Source organism: Planomonospora sp. ID67723 (assembly GCF_015711605.1).
Taxonomy (GTDB): domain Bacteria; phylum Actinomycetota; class Actinomycetes; order Streptosporangiales; family Streptosporangiaceae; genus Planomonospora_A.
This window is the reverse complement of sequence record NZ_JABTEZ010000006.1, coordinates 167903-184838: the sequence shown is the minus strand read 5'-3', so window position 1 is coordinate 184838 and position 16936 is coordinate 167903. Positions and strand designations below refer to the sequence as shown.

Genomic DNA, 16936 nt, shown 5'->3' with positions numbered 1-16936 from the left:
CGCCATCACCACGCCGACCCTTGTCCATGTGACTGCGCACGTTAGGGCAACCATGGCGACTCCCCAGCTCGACCCGCACCAGAAAGCACAGGAGACGCGACGCCGCGTTCTTGAGATGGCCGTATTCATGAAGCGCGAGGACGGTGAGGCCGGCATGCTCCAGGGTTCCGGGCCCTATCCGGGCCTGCGGGGGGCCGTCACCCCCGGGCAGGCGGTCGACATGTTCCTCGCCCTGCTCCAGGACCGGCTCCCGGTCTGGCTGAAGATCCTCGACGACCTCATGCACCTGGTCGGCAAGGGCCGGGTCGGCGAGAACCTCCTGCCCATCGCGCGGGCGGGCATCGACTACTACGCGGAGGTCCAGTCGGCGGCGCTGCCCGCCTTCACCTCCCCCTCGGTCACCGTCCGCTTCCGCGAGGCGATGAAGGACACCGAGCTCGGCCCCATGTCGGAGGTCGTCCCGCTGACCGAGTACCTGGCGGCCGAACAGCGCGCAGGGCGGATCGCTCCCGGCGTCGACCCGCTGGCCAGCGCCCGCCTGTTGCTCGCCGGCTGTTTCCGGCACGCCTACTACGAGTTGTTCGTCGGCACCGACTTCGTCCCCTCCCGGGACGACAGCGCCGAGGAGATCGTCAGAGAGCTGCGGCTTGAGCCTCCCGATCACAGGCCAGCCGATACCCCCGCTTGACGACCGTCTCGACGATCCCGGCCGGGCCGAGGGCGCGGCGCAGCCGGGTGACGGCCATCTCGACCGCGTGCTCGGCCGAGTCGCGCGACGGCCCGCCGGGCAGGACGGTCCGCAGCTCGGAGCGGGCCACCACGTGACCGGGTTTGTCGGCCAGGCGCTTGAGCACCGCCATCGGGGCGGGCGGCAACGGCCGGAGCTCGCCGTCCACGACGACGGCGTGGCCGCGGATCTCCAGCGTGTGACCGCCGGCGACCAGCCGGGTGACACCGTGCTCGGGCAGGTGCCGGGCGAGCGCGCGGGCCAGCGAGCCCAGGCGGGAGCGTTCGGGCTGCACGGTCGGCACGCCGCGGGTCTCCAGCGGCTCCGCGGTGACCGGGCCCACGCAGGCGGCGACCACCCGGCCGGCGAAGGCCGCGAGCAGCGCCTCCTCCAGCCCGTCGGCGCGGGCCGCGCCGAGCATGGCCAGCACCGCCGGGGCGCTGGTGAAGGCCACCGCGTCCACCCCGCCGGAGATCGCCTGGCTGATCAGGCGGCGTAGCGGCGAGGGGTCGCGGTAGGGCAGCCACCGGTAGACCGGGACCTCGATGACCTCGGCTCCGGCCTCGCGCAGCGCGGCCACGAAGCCGGTCAGCGGCTCCCCGTGCAGCTGCACCGCGATCCGGCGGCCGCGCAGGTCCTGGGCGAGCAGGTGCTGCTTGACCTCCTCGCACGACTCGGTCGCCGGGGTCCAGTGGTCGTTCAGCCCGGCCGCCCTGACCGCGCCGCGCGCCTTGGGCCCCCGGGTCAGCAGCCGGGCCGAGGCCAGGTGCGCCGCGAGGTCGCCCGACAGGCCCCAGCCCTCGGCCGCGGCCATCCAGCCGCGGAACCCGACCCCGGTAGTGATCACCACGTCGTCGATCGGACCCTCCAGGCTGGCCCGGGTCGCGGCCAGCAGGTCGGCGTCCTCGGCCAGCGGCACCAGCCGGATCGCCGGCGCCGAGACCACCCGCGCGCCCCGCCGTTCCAGCAGCGCGCAGAACTCCTCCCGCCGCCGGGTCGCGGTGACCCCGATGGTGAATCCTGCCAGCGCGTCGGATGCCGTCTCGGGCGAGGTCCCGCTCCCCTCCGGGACGGGGACGCTCACGGCGCGCTCACCTCCACCGTGCCGCCGGCGACACGGACCGGATAGGTCGGCACGACCACCTCCGCGTCGTCCAGGCACACGCCGGTGAGCAGGGAGAAAACCTGCTTGTGCATGGGCGAGGAGACGGTCGGCTCCTCGCCCCGGGTGCCCACGATGCCCCGGGACAGGACGTAGGCGCCGCTGAACGGATCGTAGTTGCCGAGCGCGTACAGGCTCCCGTCGAAGGTGCGGAACACCGCGATCTGGCGCCCTCCCACCAGGACGCAGGCTCCGCGCTCGGGCATCAGGTCGGTGTAGGCGCAGACCGGGGTCCAGCCGGTGCTCCGCGAGCTCTCGCGCAGGTCTCCGTGCAGGTCTTCGCTCAGAACGGTCATCGGGAATCCTTCCTTACTCCGGTCGGTGTGGGTCGGGCGCGTCAGGACCGGACCGGCTCCAGCGGGATCAGGACCGGCTTGACCTGGTCGCGCTCGGGCACGAAGGCGATCGACGGGTCCGGCGTGCCGGGCGCGTTGACGAAGGAGACGAAGCGCCGCAGCCGGTCCTGGTCCTCCAGGACCGCGCGCCACTCGTCGGCGTACCCGGCGACGTGCCTCTCCATCTGCGCGTCCAGCTCGGCGCAGATGCCCAGGGAGTCCTCCAGGACGACCTCCTTGACGTAGTCCAGGCCCTGGTTCTCCAGCCAGACCGAGGTGCGCTGGAGCCGGTCGGCGGTGCGGATGTAGAACATCAGGAACCGGTCGATCACCCGGATCAGCTCGTCGGTGGACAGGTCGGAGGCGAACAGGTCGGCGTGCCGGGGGGTGAAGCCGCCGTTGCCGCCGACGTAGAGGTTCCAGCCCTGCTCGGTGGCGATGATCCCGAAGTCCTTGCCCCGGGCCTCGGCGCACTCGCGGGCGCAGCCGGAGACGGCCGACTTCAGCTTGTGCGGCGAGCGCAGTCCCCGGTAGCGCAGCTCCAGCGCGATGGCCAGGCCCACCGAGTCCTGCACGCCGTACCGGCACCAGGTCGAGCCGACGCAGGACTTCACCGTGCGCAGGGCCTTGCCGTACGCGTGGCCGGACTCGAAGCCGGCGTCGACCAGGCGCTTCCAGATGAGCGGGAGCTGCTCCACCCGGGCCCCGAACAGGTCGATCCGCTGTCCGCCGGTGATCTTCGTGTAGAGGCCGAAGTCACGGGCGACCTCACCGATCACGATGAGCTTGTCGGGGGTGATCTCCCCGCCCGGGATGCGCGGGACCACCGAGTAGGTGCCGTTGCGCTGGATGTTGGCCAGGAAGTGGTCGTTGGTGTCCTGCAGGGCGGCCTGCTCGCCGTCGAGGATGTGCCCGCCGTGCAGCGAGGCCAGGATCGAGGCGACGGTGGGCTTGCACACGTCGCAGCCGCGCCCGCTGCCGTGCTCGGCGATGAGTTGCGAGAACGTCGTGATGCCGCGCACGCGCACGATGTCGAACAGCTCGGCCCTGCTGTAGGTGAAGTGCTCGCACAGGGCCTTGGAGACCTCGACGCCCGACTTGACGAGGATCTGCTTGAGCATCGGGATGCAGCTGCCGCAGGTGGTGCCCGCGCGGGTGCACTCCTTGATCCCCGCGACGTCGGTGAGGCCCTTCTCGGCGATGGCCGAGCAGACCTGGCCGTGGGTGACGTTGTTGCAGGAGCAGACCTGAGCGTCGTCGGGCAGGTCCATGTTCGCCGGGCCGCCGGTGAACAGCAGCTCGCTGGGCGAACCCGGCAGCTCGCGGCCGACGAAGGGCTTCAGGGTGTTGTACGGCGTGGCGTCGCCGACGCAGATGCCGCCGAGCAGGGTGCGGGCGTCGTCGCTGACGAACAGCTTCTGGTACACGCCGGTGACCGGGTCCATGAACGTCACGTCGAGCGCGCCGTCCATCGCGCCGAACTGGGCCACCTCCACGCCCAGCAGCTTGAGCTTGGTCGACAGGTCCGCGCGGGCGAAGGCCCCCTCGCCCCCCAGGATGCGGTCGGCGGCGACCTCGGCCATGGTGAAGCACGGCCCCACGAGGCCGTAGACCACGCCGTCGTGCAGCGCGCACTCGCCGACGGCGTAGATCGCCGGGTCGCTGGTGCGCATGCCGTCGTCCACCACGATGCCGCCGCGCTCGCCGACCGCCAGCCCGCTGGACCTGGCCAGCTCGTCACGGGGGCGCACGCCCGCGGAGAAGACCACGACCTGTGCCTCGATCGTCTCCCCGTCCGGCTTGACCAGACCGGTGACGCGGCCCTCCGGCCCGGCCACGATCTCCTTCACCCCGGCGCCGGTGTGCACGCCCAGGCCCAGCGCCTCGATGTGGCCGCGCAGCACGGACCCACCGCCCTCGTCGACCTGGCGGGGCATGAGCCAGCCGCCCATCTCCACCACGTGCGTCGACAGTCCCAGCCCGCGCAGCGCGTCGGCCGCCTCCAGTCCGAGCAGCCCGCCGCCGATCACCACGCCGGCCGTGGCGCCCCGCGAGGCGTCCCTGATGGCGTCCAGGTCGTCGAGGGTGCGGTAGACGAAGCAGCCCTGGAGGTCCTTGCCCGGCACCGGCGGCACGAACGGGCTGGACCCGGTGGCCAGGACGAGGATGTCGTACGGCTCGGCGTGCCCGTCGGCCGTCGTGACGACCTTTCCCTCCCGGTCGATCCCGGTGACCCGGGCGCCGAGCCGGAGCGTGACGCCGTCGGGAACCGGATAGGTGAGGTCCTCGGCGCTCTTGCCCGCCAGGTAGGAGGTCAGCGCCACCCGGTCGTACGCGGCCCGGGGCTCCTCCCCCAGCACCGTGATCGCCCCGTCGAACCCCCGGTCCACCAGCGTCTCGATCAGCCGGTACGCCGTCGGCCCGTGTCCCACCACAACCAGCCGTGCCCCGGTCGCGCTCGCCTCCTCATTCGCTCCGCTCACTGCGTCGGCTCGCCGCTCCGGCGTCATGCTTGCGCTCTCCTCACCGCGATCCATGGTCGCGCTCGTCTCGTCGGTCCCGCTCAGCTCCGTCATGCCGAGACCCCTTCCTGTTCGCACAGCCAGCCGATGATGCCTTCGACCGCGTCGCGGCAGCCGCCGCATCCGGTCGTGGCACGGGTGGCGGCGGCCACGGCCTCCACGTCACGGGCGCCGGACTCCCAGCAGGCCCGGATCTGTCCCTTGGTCACGTTGTTGCACTGGCAGACCTTGGCCGCGTCCGGCATGCGGACCGGACTGTCGGCGACCGACGCCCCGGCCAGGCCCGGGAACAGCAGGCCCGCCCGGTCACCGGGAAGCGGCCCGCCCCGGTCGAACAACTGGGTGAGCGTGCCCACCGCCGCGGTCTCCCCGAGCAGGATCGCGCCGACCAGGCGGCCGTCGCGGATGACGAGCTTGCGGTAGGTCCCCCGGGCCCGGTGGCTGAACCGGACCACCTCGGCCGAGGTGTCCGACGCCTCGTCCACGTGGGTCTCGCCCATCGCGGCCAGTTCCACACTCTTGGCCTTCAACCGGGTCACCAGCCTCGACCCCCGGTAGCGCGCGCCCTTGTCGGCGCCGCTCACCAGGTCGGCGACGACGGAGGCCTGCTCCCAGGCCGGGGCGACCAGCCCGTAGACGGTGCCCGAGTGCTCGGCGCACTCGCCGATCGCGAAGATCGACGGGTCGCTGGTGCGCAGCTCGTCGTCGACGACGACCCCGCGCGCCACCTCCAGCCCCGCCGCCCTGGCCAGGCCGGTCACCGGCCGGACCCCGCACGCGAGCACCACCAGATCGGCCTCGACGGTCTCGCCGCCCGCCAGCCGCACGCCCTCGTCCAGGATCTCCTCGACCACGACACCGGTCCGGATCTCCACGCCCAGCCCGGCCAGGGTCTCCCCCAGCACCAGCCCCGCCTCGGCGTCCAGCTGCCGCTCCATCAGGTGCCCGGCCAGGTGGAGCAGGGTCACCGGGAGCCCGCGCCCGGCCAGCCCTCGGGCCGCCTCGATGCCGAGCAGCCCGCCGCCGACCACGACCGCGCGCCGCGCCGCGGAGGCCGCGTTCAGGATCGCCTGGCAGTCGTCCAGCGTCCGGAAGGCGATGGCCCGCTCCGCACCGGCCACCGGCGGCACGATGGCCTCGCTCCCGGTGGCCAGCACCAGCACGTCGTACGGCTCCGCGTGGCCGTCGGCGGTCCTCACGACCCCGGCCTCCCGGTCGATCTCCGTCACCTCGACGCCCAGTCCGGCCGTCACGCCGTGGTCGGCGTACCAGGCCGGATCGAGCAGCCGCACCTGGTCCGGGACCATGGTCCCGGCCACCACGTTCGACAGCAGCACCCGGTTGTACGGCTGCCAGGTCTCGGCGCCGAAGACGGTCACCTGCACGTCCTTGTCCCGGGCGCGGACCTCGCTCACCAGACGGGCGCCCGCCATCCCGTTGCCCACCACCACCAGCCGGGTCATCCGACACGCTCCACTCTCACGGCGCACACTTTGAACTCCGGCATCCGCGACACCGGGTCGAGCTCTGGGTTGGTCAGCAGGTTCGCTCCGGCCCAGTGGAAAGGCATGAAGACGGTGTCCGCCCGGATCGCCGGGTTGATCTTGACCACGCCCTCGGTCTCGCCGCGGCGGCTGACCACGCGCAGCATCTGGCCCGCCGACACCTCCAGGCGTTCGGCCAGGTCCGGGTGGACCTCCACGAACGTCTCGGCGACCACCGCGTTGAGCGCGGCGATCCTGCGGGTCTGGGCCCCGCTCTGGTAGTGGGCGAGCACCCGGCCGGTCGTCAGGTACAGCGGGTACTCCTCGTCGATGTCCTCGCCCGGCGGGCGGTGCTCGACGGGGACGAACCTGGCACGGCCGTCGGGGGTGGCGAAGCGGTCCAGGAAGGGCCGGGGCGTGCCGGGGTGGCCGGTGTCCGGGCAGGGCCAGAAGACCCCGGTCTCGGCGGCGATCCGCTCGTAGGTGATTCCGGCGTAGTCGGCGATCCCTCCGGCGCTCGCCCGGCGGAGCTCGTCGAAGACCTCGCGCGGCTCCGTCGGGAAGGCCCGCACCGGGTCGAGCGAGGCGGGGGCGCCCAGCCGTACGGCCAGAGCCTGGATGATCTCCAGGTCGCTGCGCACCTCAGGCGGCGCGGCGAGGGCACGGCGGCGGAGCAGGACCCTGCCCTCCAGGTTGGTCATCGTGCCGCCCTCCTCGGCCCACTGGGTCGTGGGGAACACGACGTCGGCCAGGGCCGCGGTCTCCGACAGCACGAGGTCGGAGACCACCAGCAGGTCGAGGGAGTTCAGCCGTTCGGTCACGTGCCCGGCCCGGGGCGCGGAGACCACCGGGTTGGAGCCGAACAGCAGGAGCGCGCGCGGGCCCGCCTCGGTACCGAGGGCGTCGAGCAGCTCGTAGGCCGAGCGCCCGGGACCCGGGAGGTCGTCCGGGTCGACTCCCCAGACCCGCGCCACGTGCTCGCGGGCGGCGGGGTCGTCGATCTTCCGGTATCCGGGGAGCTGGTCGGCCTTCTGGCCGTGCTCGCGTCCGCCCTGGCCGTTGCCTTGACCGGTCACGCATCCGTATCCGGATCCGGGGCGGCCGGGCAGCCCGAGGGCGAGCGCCAGGTTGATGAAGGCGGTCACCGTGTCGGTGCCCTTGGCGTGCTGCTCGGCGCCGCGTCCGGTGAGGACCGCCGCCCGGCGGGCCCGGCCGAGGACCGCCACCGCCCGGCGCATCAGGGAGACCGGTACCCCGGTGAGCCGCTCCACCCGCTCGGGCCACCAGGCCGCGACCGAGGTGCGGACCGCGTCGAAGCCGTTCGTCCGGGCGGCCACGTAGTCCTCGTCGACGTGGCCTTCGGTGATCACCAGGTGCAGCAGGCCGAGTGCGAGCGCCAGATCCGTGCCGGGAGCCGGCTGCAGGTGGAGGTCGGCCTGGCGGGCGGTGGCGGTGACCCGGGGGTCGATGACGATCAACTGCCCGCCGCTCTCGCGCATCGCGCTCAGGTGGCGGACGAACGGGGGCATGGTCTCGGCCATGTTGCCGCCCGCGAGCAGGACAGCGTCCGCCCCGGCCAGGTCGGTGATCGGGAAGGGCAGGCCGCGGTCCATGCCGAAGGCGCGGTTGCTCGCGGCGGCCGCCGAGGACATGCAGAACCGGCCGTTGTAGTCGATCTGGCTGGTCCGCAGCACCGTCCGGGCGAACTTGCCGAGCAGGTAGGCCTTCTCGTTGGTGAGCCCGCCTCCGCCGAACACGGCCACGCCGTCGGGGCCGTGTTCGGCCTGCACCGCGCGGATCCGGCCGGCGACGAAGTCCAGCGCCTCGTCCCAGCCGACCGGCTCACCGTGCAGGAGCGGGGTGGTCAGCCGCTGCCCACCGGTGAGCAGCTCTCCGGCGGTCCAGCCCTTCTGGCAGAGTCCTCCGGCGTTGGCCGGGATGTCCTGCCGAGGGGTGATGGTCACCGTCCCGTCCGGGCCCTGCTCCGGCGCCTCCACGGCGACGTTCATCCCGCACTGCAGCGCGCAGTACGGGCAGTGGGTCGCCGTCGGCGCCTTCACAGGCGTCAGGACGGGAAGTGAGAGCGGCATGCGTCCGATAGTGCTTTCGAGCGGTTTCACCGCGGGGTCCCTTCTGTTACCGCTGTGCTACAAGCCGCCAACCGCGTTCACATTCGCGATCCGCCGGCGGTGAGCCCGGAGCCGGTCCGGGGGCGCCCGGACATGTGCGGCGGGCTCAGACGCGCGCGGCGGCCAGGCTCGGCACCGAGCCGACGGTCCGCAGGTAGCAGGCCCAGGTCAGCACCGCGCACAGGCCGTAGAAGGCGGCGAAGGCGGCCAGCGCGGCGCCCGCGCCCCCGGTGGCGGCGATGGAGCTGCCGAACCCGCGGTTGATGAAGAACCCGCCGAAGGCGCCGACCGCGGAGATGATCCCGACCGCGGCGGAGGCGTTGCGCTTGCCGACCGCCAGGGCCTCCTCGTAGGCGAGCGTGCCGGGGGCGATGCCGGCGGTGGCCTTGGCCCGGAAGATCGCCGGGATCATCCGGTAGGTGGAGCCGTTGCCGACGCCGGTCGTGGCGATCAGCAGCATGTAGGCGCAGAAGAACAGCGTGAAGGAGCCCTGGGCCAGGCCCTGCCACACCAGCGCCACCGCGCCCGCCATCGCGCCGAAGTTGACGAGCGTCACCCGTGCTCCGCCGATCCGGTCGGCGAGCCAGCCCCCGGCCGGACGGATCAGTGAGCCGACGAGCGGGCCGAGGAAGGCGAGGGTGATCAGTGAGGCCTGCTCGGGGAACTGGCTCTTGATGAGCAGCGGGAAGGCGGTGGAGTAGCCGATGAAGGAGCCGAAGGTGCCGATGTAGAGGACGGCCATGATCCACGTCTGGGCCCGGCCGGCGATCTTCAGCTGCTCCCGGGGGTTGGCCTTGGCCGAGGTCAGGTTGTCCATGAAGAAGTAGGCGCCCAGGGCGGCGGCCAGGATGAACGGGATCCAGAACAGCCCGGCGGCGGCCAGGCCGAACGCGCCGATGACCAGCGGCATGACGAGCTGGACGGAGCTGACGCCGATGTTGCCGCCCGCGGCGTTGAGACCGAGCGCGGAGCCCTGCTTGGACTGCGGGTAGAAGTAGGTGATGTTGGCCATGCTGGAGGCGAAGTTCCCGCCGCCCAGGCCCGCCGTGGCCGCGATCAGCAGGAACACCCAGTACGGCGTGGCGGGGTTGCCGACCGCCACGGCCAGCAGCACGGCCGGGATGAGCAGCATCAGCGCGCTGAAGACCGTGAAGTTCCGGCCGCCGAATTTGGCGGGGCCGAAGGTGTAGGGGATGCGCAACGCCGAACCGATCAGGTTGGGCAGGGACACGATCCAGAAGAGCTGGTCGGTGCTGAACTTGTAGTCACCGAGCTTGACGGTCACGATGCTCCAGACCGTCCAGAGCGTGAACCCGAGGTGCTCCGCGAAGATCGAGAAGATCAGGTTCCGCCGCGCGACCTTCTTGCCGTCGTTCTCCCAGAAGCCTGGGTCGTCGGGCCGCCACTCGCTGATCCAGCGCTTCGCCATGGTTCCTCCTGCTGCGGTTTTCGGGGGATCGGTCCCGAAATCTAGGAGGAAGGGATTACGCACGTTCACTCAATGTGATGGTGCGGGGTTACGTGTGCCTAACCGTTGTAATAAGCAATGCATACGTCGCACGCCCGCAACATTCCGGAAACATGACCGGAACCCCAGGCCGGGTTGAAGGAGACCGACAATGGGAATCATACGCACGCCGTTTCGTCGTCCCGGGGAGTGCGCGTGACCGTCCAGCCGATCCGCCTGTTCGGCGACCCCTCGCTACGGACCGTAGCCGAGCCCGTGACCGCCTTCGACCGCGAGCTGCGCGGGCTGGTCAAGTCCCTCATGGCCACCATGCGCGCCGGCGCGGGCCGCGCGGGCCTGTCGGCCCCGCAGATCGGCGTCCCGCTCAGGGTCCTCGTCTACGAGTTCGACGGCAGCTCCGGCCACCTGGTCAATCCCCGCCTGGAGCTGTCGGAGCGGAGGATCGTGGCCGACGAGGCCTGTCTGTCCGCCCCGGGCCTGTGGTGGCCGCTGGAGCGTTCCTACATGGTCACCGCGCGCGGCCGCGACATGTTCGGCAAGCCGGTGACCGTGCGCGCCCTCGGCGTGCTCGCCCGGGTTCTGCAGCACGAGGCCGACCACCTCGACGGTGTGCTGCTCGCCGACCGCCTGCCCGCGGAGGAGCGCGCCCGCTTCCTGCAGGCGGCCTCCTCCTGAGCGGCCCCGGGCCGTCCCCTCCGGGCGGCCCGGGGCAGTGCCGGCCGGTCACGTCCCGGCCGGCGTCACACCAGGCGGTGGGTCGTCATGCGGTGGGTCGTCATGCGGTGGGTCACAGTCCGACACCGAGCAGGGCGTCGGCGACGTCCCTGACGAGGGCGGGCGCCTGCGGGTCGGTGCCGCCCTCCGACAGCGCCCGCTCGGCCCAGCCGTCGACGACGGCCAGGGCGCCGGGGGTGTCCAGGTCTTCGGCCATCCGGGCGCGGACCTCCCGCAGCAGGCCCTCCGCCCCGGGGCCGGTCTCCAGACCGGTCGCCGAGCGCCAGCGCGCCAGCCGTACCTCGGCGGAGGCCAGCTGATCGGCGGTCCACTCCCAGTCGGCGCGGTAGTGGTGCGCGAGCAGGGCCAGCCGGACGGCCATCGGGTCGGTCTCCCGGCGCAGCCGGGAGACGAAGACCAGGTTGCCCTTGGACTTGGACATCTTCTCGCCGTCGAGGGCGACCATGCCGGCGTGGACGTACGCCTTGGCGAAGGGCCACTCGCCGGTGGCGACGTGGCCCTCGTGGGCGCCGCACTCGTGGTGCGGGAAGATCAGGTCGGAGCCGCCGCCCGCGACGTCGAACCCGCTGCCGAGGTTGGCCAGCGCGATCGCGGTGCACTCGATGTGCCAGCCCGGCCTCCCCTGCCCGAGCGGCGAGGCCCAGGACGGCTCACCCGGACGCTCGGCGCGCCAGAGCAGCCAGTCGAGCGGGTGCTTCTTGCCCTCCCGGCCGGGGTCGCCTCCGCGCTCTCCGAACAGGGCGAGCATCCGCTCCTCGGAGTAGCCGGAGACCGCGCCGAACTTGGGGGCGGCCGCGGAGTCGAAGTAGACGTCGCCGTCGAGCTCGTAGGTGGCGCCCTTGTCGCGCAGGCGCTCGATCAGCGCCGCGACCTGGCCGATCACCTCGGTGACGCCGACGTACTCGCGCGGCGGGAGGATCCGCAGCGCCTCCATGTCGGTCCGGAACAACTCGATCTCGCGCTCGGCGAGCTCCCGCCAGTCCTGGCCGGTCTGCTCGGCCCGCTCCAGCAGCGGGTCGTCGACGTCGGTGGCGTTCTGGGTGAAGTGCACCTCGTGCCCGGCGTCCTTCCAGACACGGCCGACCAGGTCGAAGGCGAGATAGGTGTTGGCGTGTCCCAGGTGGGTGGCGTCGTAGGGGGTGATGCCGCAGACGTACATCCGCGCGGTGGGGCCGGGCCGGGTGGGGACGACCTCTCTCACAGCGGTGTCGAACAGCCGCAGCGGAGCACCAACACCGGGAAGCCGAGGGACCTTCGGCGCAGACCACGATCTCATGTAGCGAGCCTATCCAGCAGACAGACCACCCGGATCATCCCGGGCGGTTGAGGGCATTCACCACAACCTCCGGGACGGGCCCGATCATTCCGGCAGGGTGATCCGGCGGAAGGACTGCGGGTCGTGGGGGGCGCCGGTGAAGTCGTAACGGATCCCGGCCGGGGTGACGGCGAGCAGGGTCACCGAGAGGGAGCCGTAGACCCTGCCGTCGGGGAGCTCGCGACGGACGATCATCGCCCGCGGGTCCTCGGCCGCCAGGCCCGCCCCGGTGGCGAGGAACGCCCACTCCTCCCAGGGGCCGTCCAGCGCCGAGGGGCGGGCGGCCTCGGCGAACAGAGGGCGGAAGAACGCGACGCGCCCGTTCTCGTCGCCCTTCTCCCAGCCGCTGTTGACGATCATGTGGGTCCCGGCCGGGAGCCGCTCCTCCCGGAGCTCGGCGCCGTCCCAGTGCCACATGCATGCCCCGCCCGGGTCGGCCAGCACGAGGTGGAAGGGGTCGTACCGGGCCGGGTCCAGATCGGGCAGCCGTCCTTCGGCCGCCACCAGCAGCGGGAGCTCGCCCCGGGAGCGGCGGCCGGTCTCGGGGGCGAGCACGCCGTGGCCGTTGAGCAGCGCCCCGGCCCGCCTGGCCGCCGGATCGACCGCCAGCCAGGTCCCGCCCGCCTGGAGATCACGCCCGCCGACCAGTCCGGGCCAGTGCTCGGCAGGGGGCAGCCAGGGGCGGCCGGTGAACTCGTCGCGGACCCCGACCAGGATCAGGGGGATCTCGGCGTCCGGATCGATGCTGACGGCGACCGTGCACATGCCCGGCAGGTTACGCCTCCCGCCGCAGGCCGCCTCGGACGGGTGGCGAGGCGGCGCGGAAGGCGAGGTCAGATGGGGGGCCAGGGGATGGCGGGCCAGTCCTGCGAGGGACGCGGGTGCACGCCGGTGTCCAGAAGCCTGCGCACCCGGGCCCAGGTGGCCTCGACCTCGGCGAGGGTGACGAGCTCCCGCAGCCGGCGGCCCAGGCGACCGTGCTCCAGATCGCGCTCCAGGCGGGCCAGGACGTTGACGGCCTCGCGGGGCAGGGGTTTGCCGCGCCACTGCCACAGCACGGTGCGGAGCTTGTCGTCGGTGGAGAAGCAGACGCCGTGGTCCACTCCGTAGACGTGGCCGTCGGCGAGCGGCAGCAGGTGGCCGCCCTTGCGGTCGGCGTTGTTGACGACGGCGTCGAACACGGTCATCCGCCGCAGGGCGGGCTGGCGGCCGCGGATCAGGGCCATCAGGTCGGCCTCGGGATCGGTGTCGATCCACAGCTGGCACATCCCCGGGCCGAAGGGTCCGTCGCGGTAGACCGTCGGCGGGACGATCCGCCAGCCGGTCGCGGCCGAGACCTCGAAGGCGGCGACCTCGCGGGCGGCGAGGGTGCCGTCCGGGAAGTCCCAGAGCGGCCGCTCGCCCCGCACCGGCTTGTAGACGCAGGCCGCCGCGAGCCCGCCCAGCCGGACCGAGCAGTAGAGGGTCATGTTCGTCGCCTCGACCAGGCGGCCGGCGACCTCGATGTGTCCGTCGCGCAGCAGCCGCAGCGCCGTCTCGTCGTCCAGGCCCGCCGCCGGCACCGCGCTCAGCGTGGGTTCGCTCTCCGCGCTCATCCGCCTCCTCCACCCGATGAAGCGCTCTTACCCCGGTAACCGTTGAGCCGCACACAGATATGCCCGTCGGCGTCGAGCGGCTGCCCGCACAGCGGGCAGGGCGGGCGCCCGGCGGCGACGAGGGCCAGGGCGCGCCGGCTGAAGGCCCTGGCCTCGGCGGGGCCGATGCGGACCCGGAGCAGCGCCGGCTCGGCGAGGGGCGGCTCGAACTCCTCGTCCTCCGGGACGGCCTCCTGCGCCTCGATCACCACCTGGGACGTCTCGGCGTCCCAGACGAGGGTCATGGTGCCGACCCGGAAGTCCTCACTGATCGGCACGTCGAGGGGGGCGGTGTCGGCGGGGCCGGCCGGGGCCGCGGGAGCCGGGGCGCCACCCCGCCGCACGACCTCGTCGAGCAGGTCGTCGAGACGGTCCGCGAGGGCGGCCACCTGGAACTTCTCCAGCCCGACGGTCGTCAGGCGGCCCTGTCCCCGCGCCTGCAGGAAGAAGGTCCGCGCGCCGGGCTGCCCCACGGCACCGGCGACGAACCTCTCGGGTGGGTCGTAGTCGAACACCGGCATGTCTCGACCTTACGTGGTCCCGGATCCACCGCCGACTGCGGCATCGCTCCCGGTGATGTTTTCTCCCCCGTCCGCGTGATCCGAACCCTCGGCGGGCCTCAGTCCTGTCGTATCTCCGCCCGTGTCGTTGAGCCTGAGGACGAAGGGGCGCACGGGGGTGTAGCGAATGGCGGTGAGCGAGGCGGGGTCGGCCGCTATCCGCTGGAAATGGTCAAGGTGGAGGCCCATGGCGTCGGCGACGATCGCCTTGATCACGTCTCCGTGGGTGCAGACGAGGTAGACGGCGCGGGGTCCCAGCCGGTCGTTCCACTCCCGTACGGCGCTCACCGCGCGGTACTGCACCGAGGATAGGGATTCTCCCCCGGGGAACGTCACCGCGCTCGGGTGGGCCTGCACGACCGGCCAGAGCGGGTCCTTGGCGAGCTCGGCGAGCGGGCGGCCGGTCCAGTCGCCGTAGCGGCACTCCCCGAACCGGTCGTCGGTCAGCAGCTCCACGGAACGCCCGCCGGCGACCGCGCGGGCGGTCTCCTGGCAGCGCTCCAGCGGACTGGAGACGATCGCGTCCAGCTCCAGGGGCGCCAGCCGTACGGCCAGCGCCTCCGCCTGGGCCCTGCCCGCCTCGTTGAGGTGGACGCCGGGCGTCCAGCCGGCGAGCACCGGGCCGGTTAGCGGGGTCAGACCATGTCTTGCCAGCAGCAGCGTCGTCACGGCGCCAAGTCTTGCAGCAGTCGCTCCCTCATTTTTAACCACCCTGGCGGTAATCTGGCCTGATCATGGAGCATCGCTATGTCGGCCGGAGCGGCCTGTCGGTGTCCCGCCTCGGGCTCGGGACGATGACCTGGGGACGGGACACCGGTGCCGAGGAGGCCGCGGCGCAGCTCCGCGCCTTCGCCGAGGCGGGCGGCACGCTCATCGACACCGCCGACGTCTACACCGCCGGTGAGGCCGAGCGGCTGCTCGGGCGGCTGATCCGCGACACGGTTCCGCGCTCGGAGCTGGTGCTGTCCACCAAAGCCGTGCTCACCCCCGCCGGGCGGCGCCCGCGCGACGCCTCCAGGAGGCATCTGATCTCCGCCGTCGACGCCTCCCTGAACCGCCTGGGGGTCAACGAGGTGGACCTGTGGCAGGTGCACGCCTTCGACCCGGAGGTCCCGCTGGAGGAGACCATGGCCGCGGTGGACGCGATCGTCTCCTCCGGGCGGGCCGCCTACGCCGGGGTCTGCGACTACACCGGCTGGCAGCTCGCCGCGGCGGCCGTCGGCCAGCGCTCCGTTCCCGGCAGGGCGCCCATCGTCGCCGCCCAGGTCGAGTACTCCCTGCTGGACAGGGAGCCCGAGCGCGATCTGCTGCCCGCGGCCGAGCACGTCGGCGCCGGGGTGCTGGCCTGGTCGCCGCTGGGCCGCGGGGTGCTGACCGGCAAGTACCGCACGGGCATCCCCGCCGACTCCCGGGCGGCGACCCCGCACTTCGCCGACTTCGTCACGCCCTATCTCGACGAGCGGTGCCGCCGGGTGGTGGAGTCGGTGACGACCGCGGCCGAGGGGCTCGGGGTGTCGCCGCTGGCGGTGGCCCTGTCGTGGGTCCGGGACCAGCCGGGTGTGGCCGCGGCCATCGTGGGCGCGCGCACCCACACCCAACTGGCCGGGATCCTCGAGACCGAGGATCTGACGCTGCCGGTGGCGATCAGGGAGGCGCTGGACGACGTGTCGGCGGACTGAGGCGGGGATGAGGCCGGAGAGAAGCCGGGGCCGGGCCGGAAAGGGATCGTCCGAACGAGAGTCTTTCTCGCGTGTCACTAGTCGATACCGAATCGCAACTTTCCGTGGAAAAACCCGGCCTCCACACAAAACTGTCATTCAGGTGACAGGAGGGGTCAGCCGGGTAGCGGCGCGGTTCCGTCGTTGATGTGCGGAGGGGGAAAGGTGCGATCTGCGATCTCAGCCGGTGCGCTGGCGCTGGCTCTGGGCGGTGGGATCCCCATGATCGCGGGAGTGCCCATGGACGCCGCCCGGCAGCCCGACTGCGGCAACGGCGGCGGATTGCTGGGCGGGCTCACCGGCGGGCTCTGCCAGGTCGTGGACGCGGCCACCGACGTCGTGGACGGGCTGACCGACGACTCCCTGGCACCGGTGACCAAGGGCGTCGACGGCACCACCGGGGCGGTCCTGGGCGGCGGCGAGAGCGCGCCGCGCGAGGAGCCGAAGGCCACGACCCCCGCGGCTCCGGACGTGGCGGAGAAGCCCGCCGAGAAGAAGGGGCTGCTGCCCAAGGTCCTCGGCGGCACCTGCCTCCCGTTGGTCGCCTCCTCCGGGTGCGACGCCTCCGAATCGGCTCCCCCGCCGGACTCGGCGGCTCCGCCGGACGCCGCCGAGTCCGGTTCCACCCGCGACGGCAGGACGAAGAAGGACAGGGGACCGGAGCGGGAACGGAAGACGGTCCCGCCGTCCCAGGGCTCCCCCGCCCGGCCCGAGACCCGGACGCACACCACGGAGGTGAGCGATCCCGTGCTCCCCGAGCCGCCCGTCATCGACATCGAGGCGCCCCGGCTGGACTCGCTGCTGCCCGGACCGCTCATCCAGGAGTTCCAGAACCGGATGCCGGGCAGGCAGACCGTCACCCCCACGCGGCGGTCCGACCCGCTGGGGACCGCCCTCACCACCGCCCTGCTGGTGGCGGCGGTCCTGGCCGTCCGCATGATGTACGGCAGGCGGGCCGCCGGGAAGTCGTCGATCCCCTTCGAGCCCCTCAGCGCAGGCCGCCACCGCGTCGCCTGACGAGCAGGATCCCGCTCCCACGCCGACGTGGACCGTTCCACCGCGCCGCGACGTCACCGAGACGTCACCTGGACATCCCTGCGGCGTCCCTGCTGCCGCCCGCCGTACGGCGGTCCGGAGCGGCCGGTCC

General features: G+C 72.6%; 15 protein-coding genes. 4 read left to right on the top strand and 11 right to left on the bottom strand.

Going from position 1 to position 16936, the window contains the following annotated elements:
- Positions 1-28: 28 nt before the first annotated feature.
- Entirely contained in the window at positions 29-688 is a 660-nt protein-coding gene (locus HS041_RS35435) for a hypothetical protein (protein ID WP_196445255.1), read from the top strand.
- Here the strand turns inward: HS041_RS35435 and HS041_RS35430 are convergent.
- From HS041_RS35430 to HS041_RS35405, 6 genes are all read right to left on the bottom strand, one after another.
- Positions 633-1811: a uroporphyrinogen-III synthase gene (locus HS041_RS35430; RefSeq protein ID WP_196445254.1), complete on the bottom strand. Its 1179-nt coding sequence runs from the start codon at positions 1809-1811 to the stop codon at positions 633-635. The genes HS041_RS35435 and HS041_RS35430 overlap by 56 nt on opposite strands.
- Positions 1808-2185: a nitrite reductase small subunit NirD gene (gene nirD, locus HS041_RS35425; RefSeq protein WP_196445253.1), complete on the bottom strand. Its 378-nt coding sequence runs from the start codon at positions 2183-2185 to the stop codon at positions 1808-1810. The genes HS041_RS35430 and nirD overlap by 4 nt, the downstream gene beginning before the upstream one ends.
- A 41-nt stretch (positions 2186-2226) precedes the next feature.
- Entirely contained in the window at positions 2227-4734 is a 2508-nt protein-coding gene (nirB, locus tag HS041_RS35420; RefSeq protein ID WP_196445484.1) for a nitrite reductase large subunit NirB, read from the bottom strand.
- Positions 4735-4796: 62 nt separating this feature from the next.
- Positions 4797-6209, bottom strand: a complete 1413-nt coding sequence (locus HS041_RS35415; protein WP_196445252.1) for an FAD-dependent oxidoreductase — start codon at positions 6207-6209, stop codon at positions 4797-4799.
- Positions 6206-8320: a molybdopterin oxidoreductase family protein gene (locus tag HS041_RS35410; protein WP_196445251.1), complete on the bottom strand. Its 2115-nt coding sequence runs from the start codon at positions 8318-8320 to the stop codon at positions 6206-6208. The genes HS041_RS35415 and HS041_RS35410 overlap by 4 nt, the downstream gene beginning before the upstream one ends.
- Before the next feature lie 145 nt (positions 8321-8465).
- The gene (locus HS041_RS35405) at positions 8466-9788 is read right to left on the bottom strand and encodes an MFS transporter (protein ID WP_196445250.1); all 1323 of its coding nucleotides are present in this window, start codon (positions 9786-9788) and stop codon (positions 8466-8468) included.
- Positions 9789-10022: 234 nt separating this feature from the next.
- Here HS041_RS35405 and HS041_RS35400 point away from each other — a divergent pair, with 234 nt between their 5' ends.
- Positions 10023-10502, top strand: a complete 480-nt coding sequence (locus HS041_RS35400) for a peptide deformylase (RefSeq protein WP_196445249.1) — start codon at positions 10023-10025, stop codon at positions 10500-10502.
- Between the two features lie 112 nt (positions 10503-10614).
- Here the strand turns inward: HS041_RS35400 and mshC are convergent, their stop codons facing one another.
- The 5 genes from mshC to HS041_RS35375 form a co-directional block, all read right to left on the bottom strand.
- Positions 10615-11838: a cysteine--1-D-myo-inosityl 2-amino-2-deoxy-alpha-D-glucopyranoside ligase gene (mshC, locus tag HS041_RS35395; RefSeq protein WP_196445248.1), complete on the bottom strand. Its 1224-nt coding sequence runs from the start codon at positions 11836-11838 to the stop codon at positions 10615-10617.
- A gap of 84 nt (positions 11839-11922) precedes the next feature.
- Positions 11923-12642, bottom strand: a complete 720-nt coding sequence (locus HS041_RS35390) for an NRDE family protein (protein WP_196445247.1) — start codon at positions 12640-12642, stop codon at positions 11923-11925.
- A 68-nt stretch (positions 12643-12710) separates the two neighbouring features.
- Positions 12711-13472, bottom strand: a complete 762-nt coding sequence (locus HS041_RS35385; RefSeq protein WP_196445246.1) for an SCO1664 family protein — start codon at positions 13470-13472, stop codon at positions 12711-12713.
- Complete coding sequence (locus HS041_RS35380; RefSeq protein WP_196445245.1) at positions 13469-14032, bottom strand: DUF3090 domain-containing protein; 564 nt, start codon at positions 14030-14032, stop codon at positions 13469-13471. The genes HS041_RS35385 and HS041_RS35380 overlap by 4 nt, the downstream gene beginning before the upstream one ends.
- Positions 14033-14041: 9 nt before the next feature.
- Positions 14042-14740 carry a histidine phosphatase family protein gene (locus HS041_RS35375; protein WP_196445244.1) on the bottom strand — a complete coding sequence of 233 codons (699 nt, stop codon included), beginning with the start codon at positions 14738-14740 and terminating at the stop codon, positions 14042-14044.
- 65 nt (positions 14741-14805) lie between these two features.
- Here HS041_RS35375 and HS041_RS35370 point away from each other — a divergent pair, with 65 nt between their 5' ends.
- Together HS041_RS35370 and HS041_RS35365 are read left to right on the top strand one after the other, a co-directional pair.
- Positions 14806-15750: an aldo/keto reductase gene (locus HS041_RS35370; RefSeq protein ID WP_196445243.1), complete on the top strand. Its 945-nt coding sequence runs from the start codon at positions 14806-14808 to the stop codon at positions 15748-15750.
- 204 nt (positions 15751-15954) lie between these two features.
- On the top strand, positions 15955-16806 hold the full coding sequence (locus tag HS041_RS35365; RefSeq protein WP_196445242.1) for a hypothetical protein: 852 nt from the start codon (positions 15955-15957) through the stop codon (positions 16804-16806).
- Positions 16807-16936: the final 130 nt, after the last annotated feature.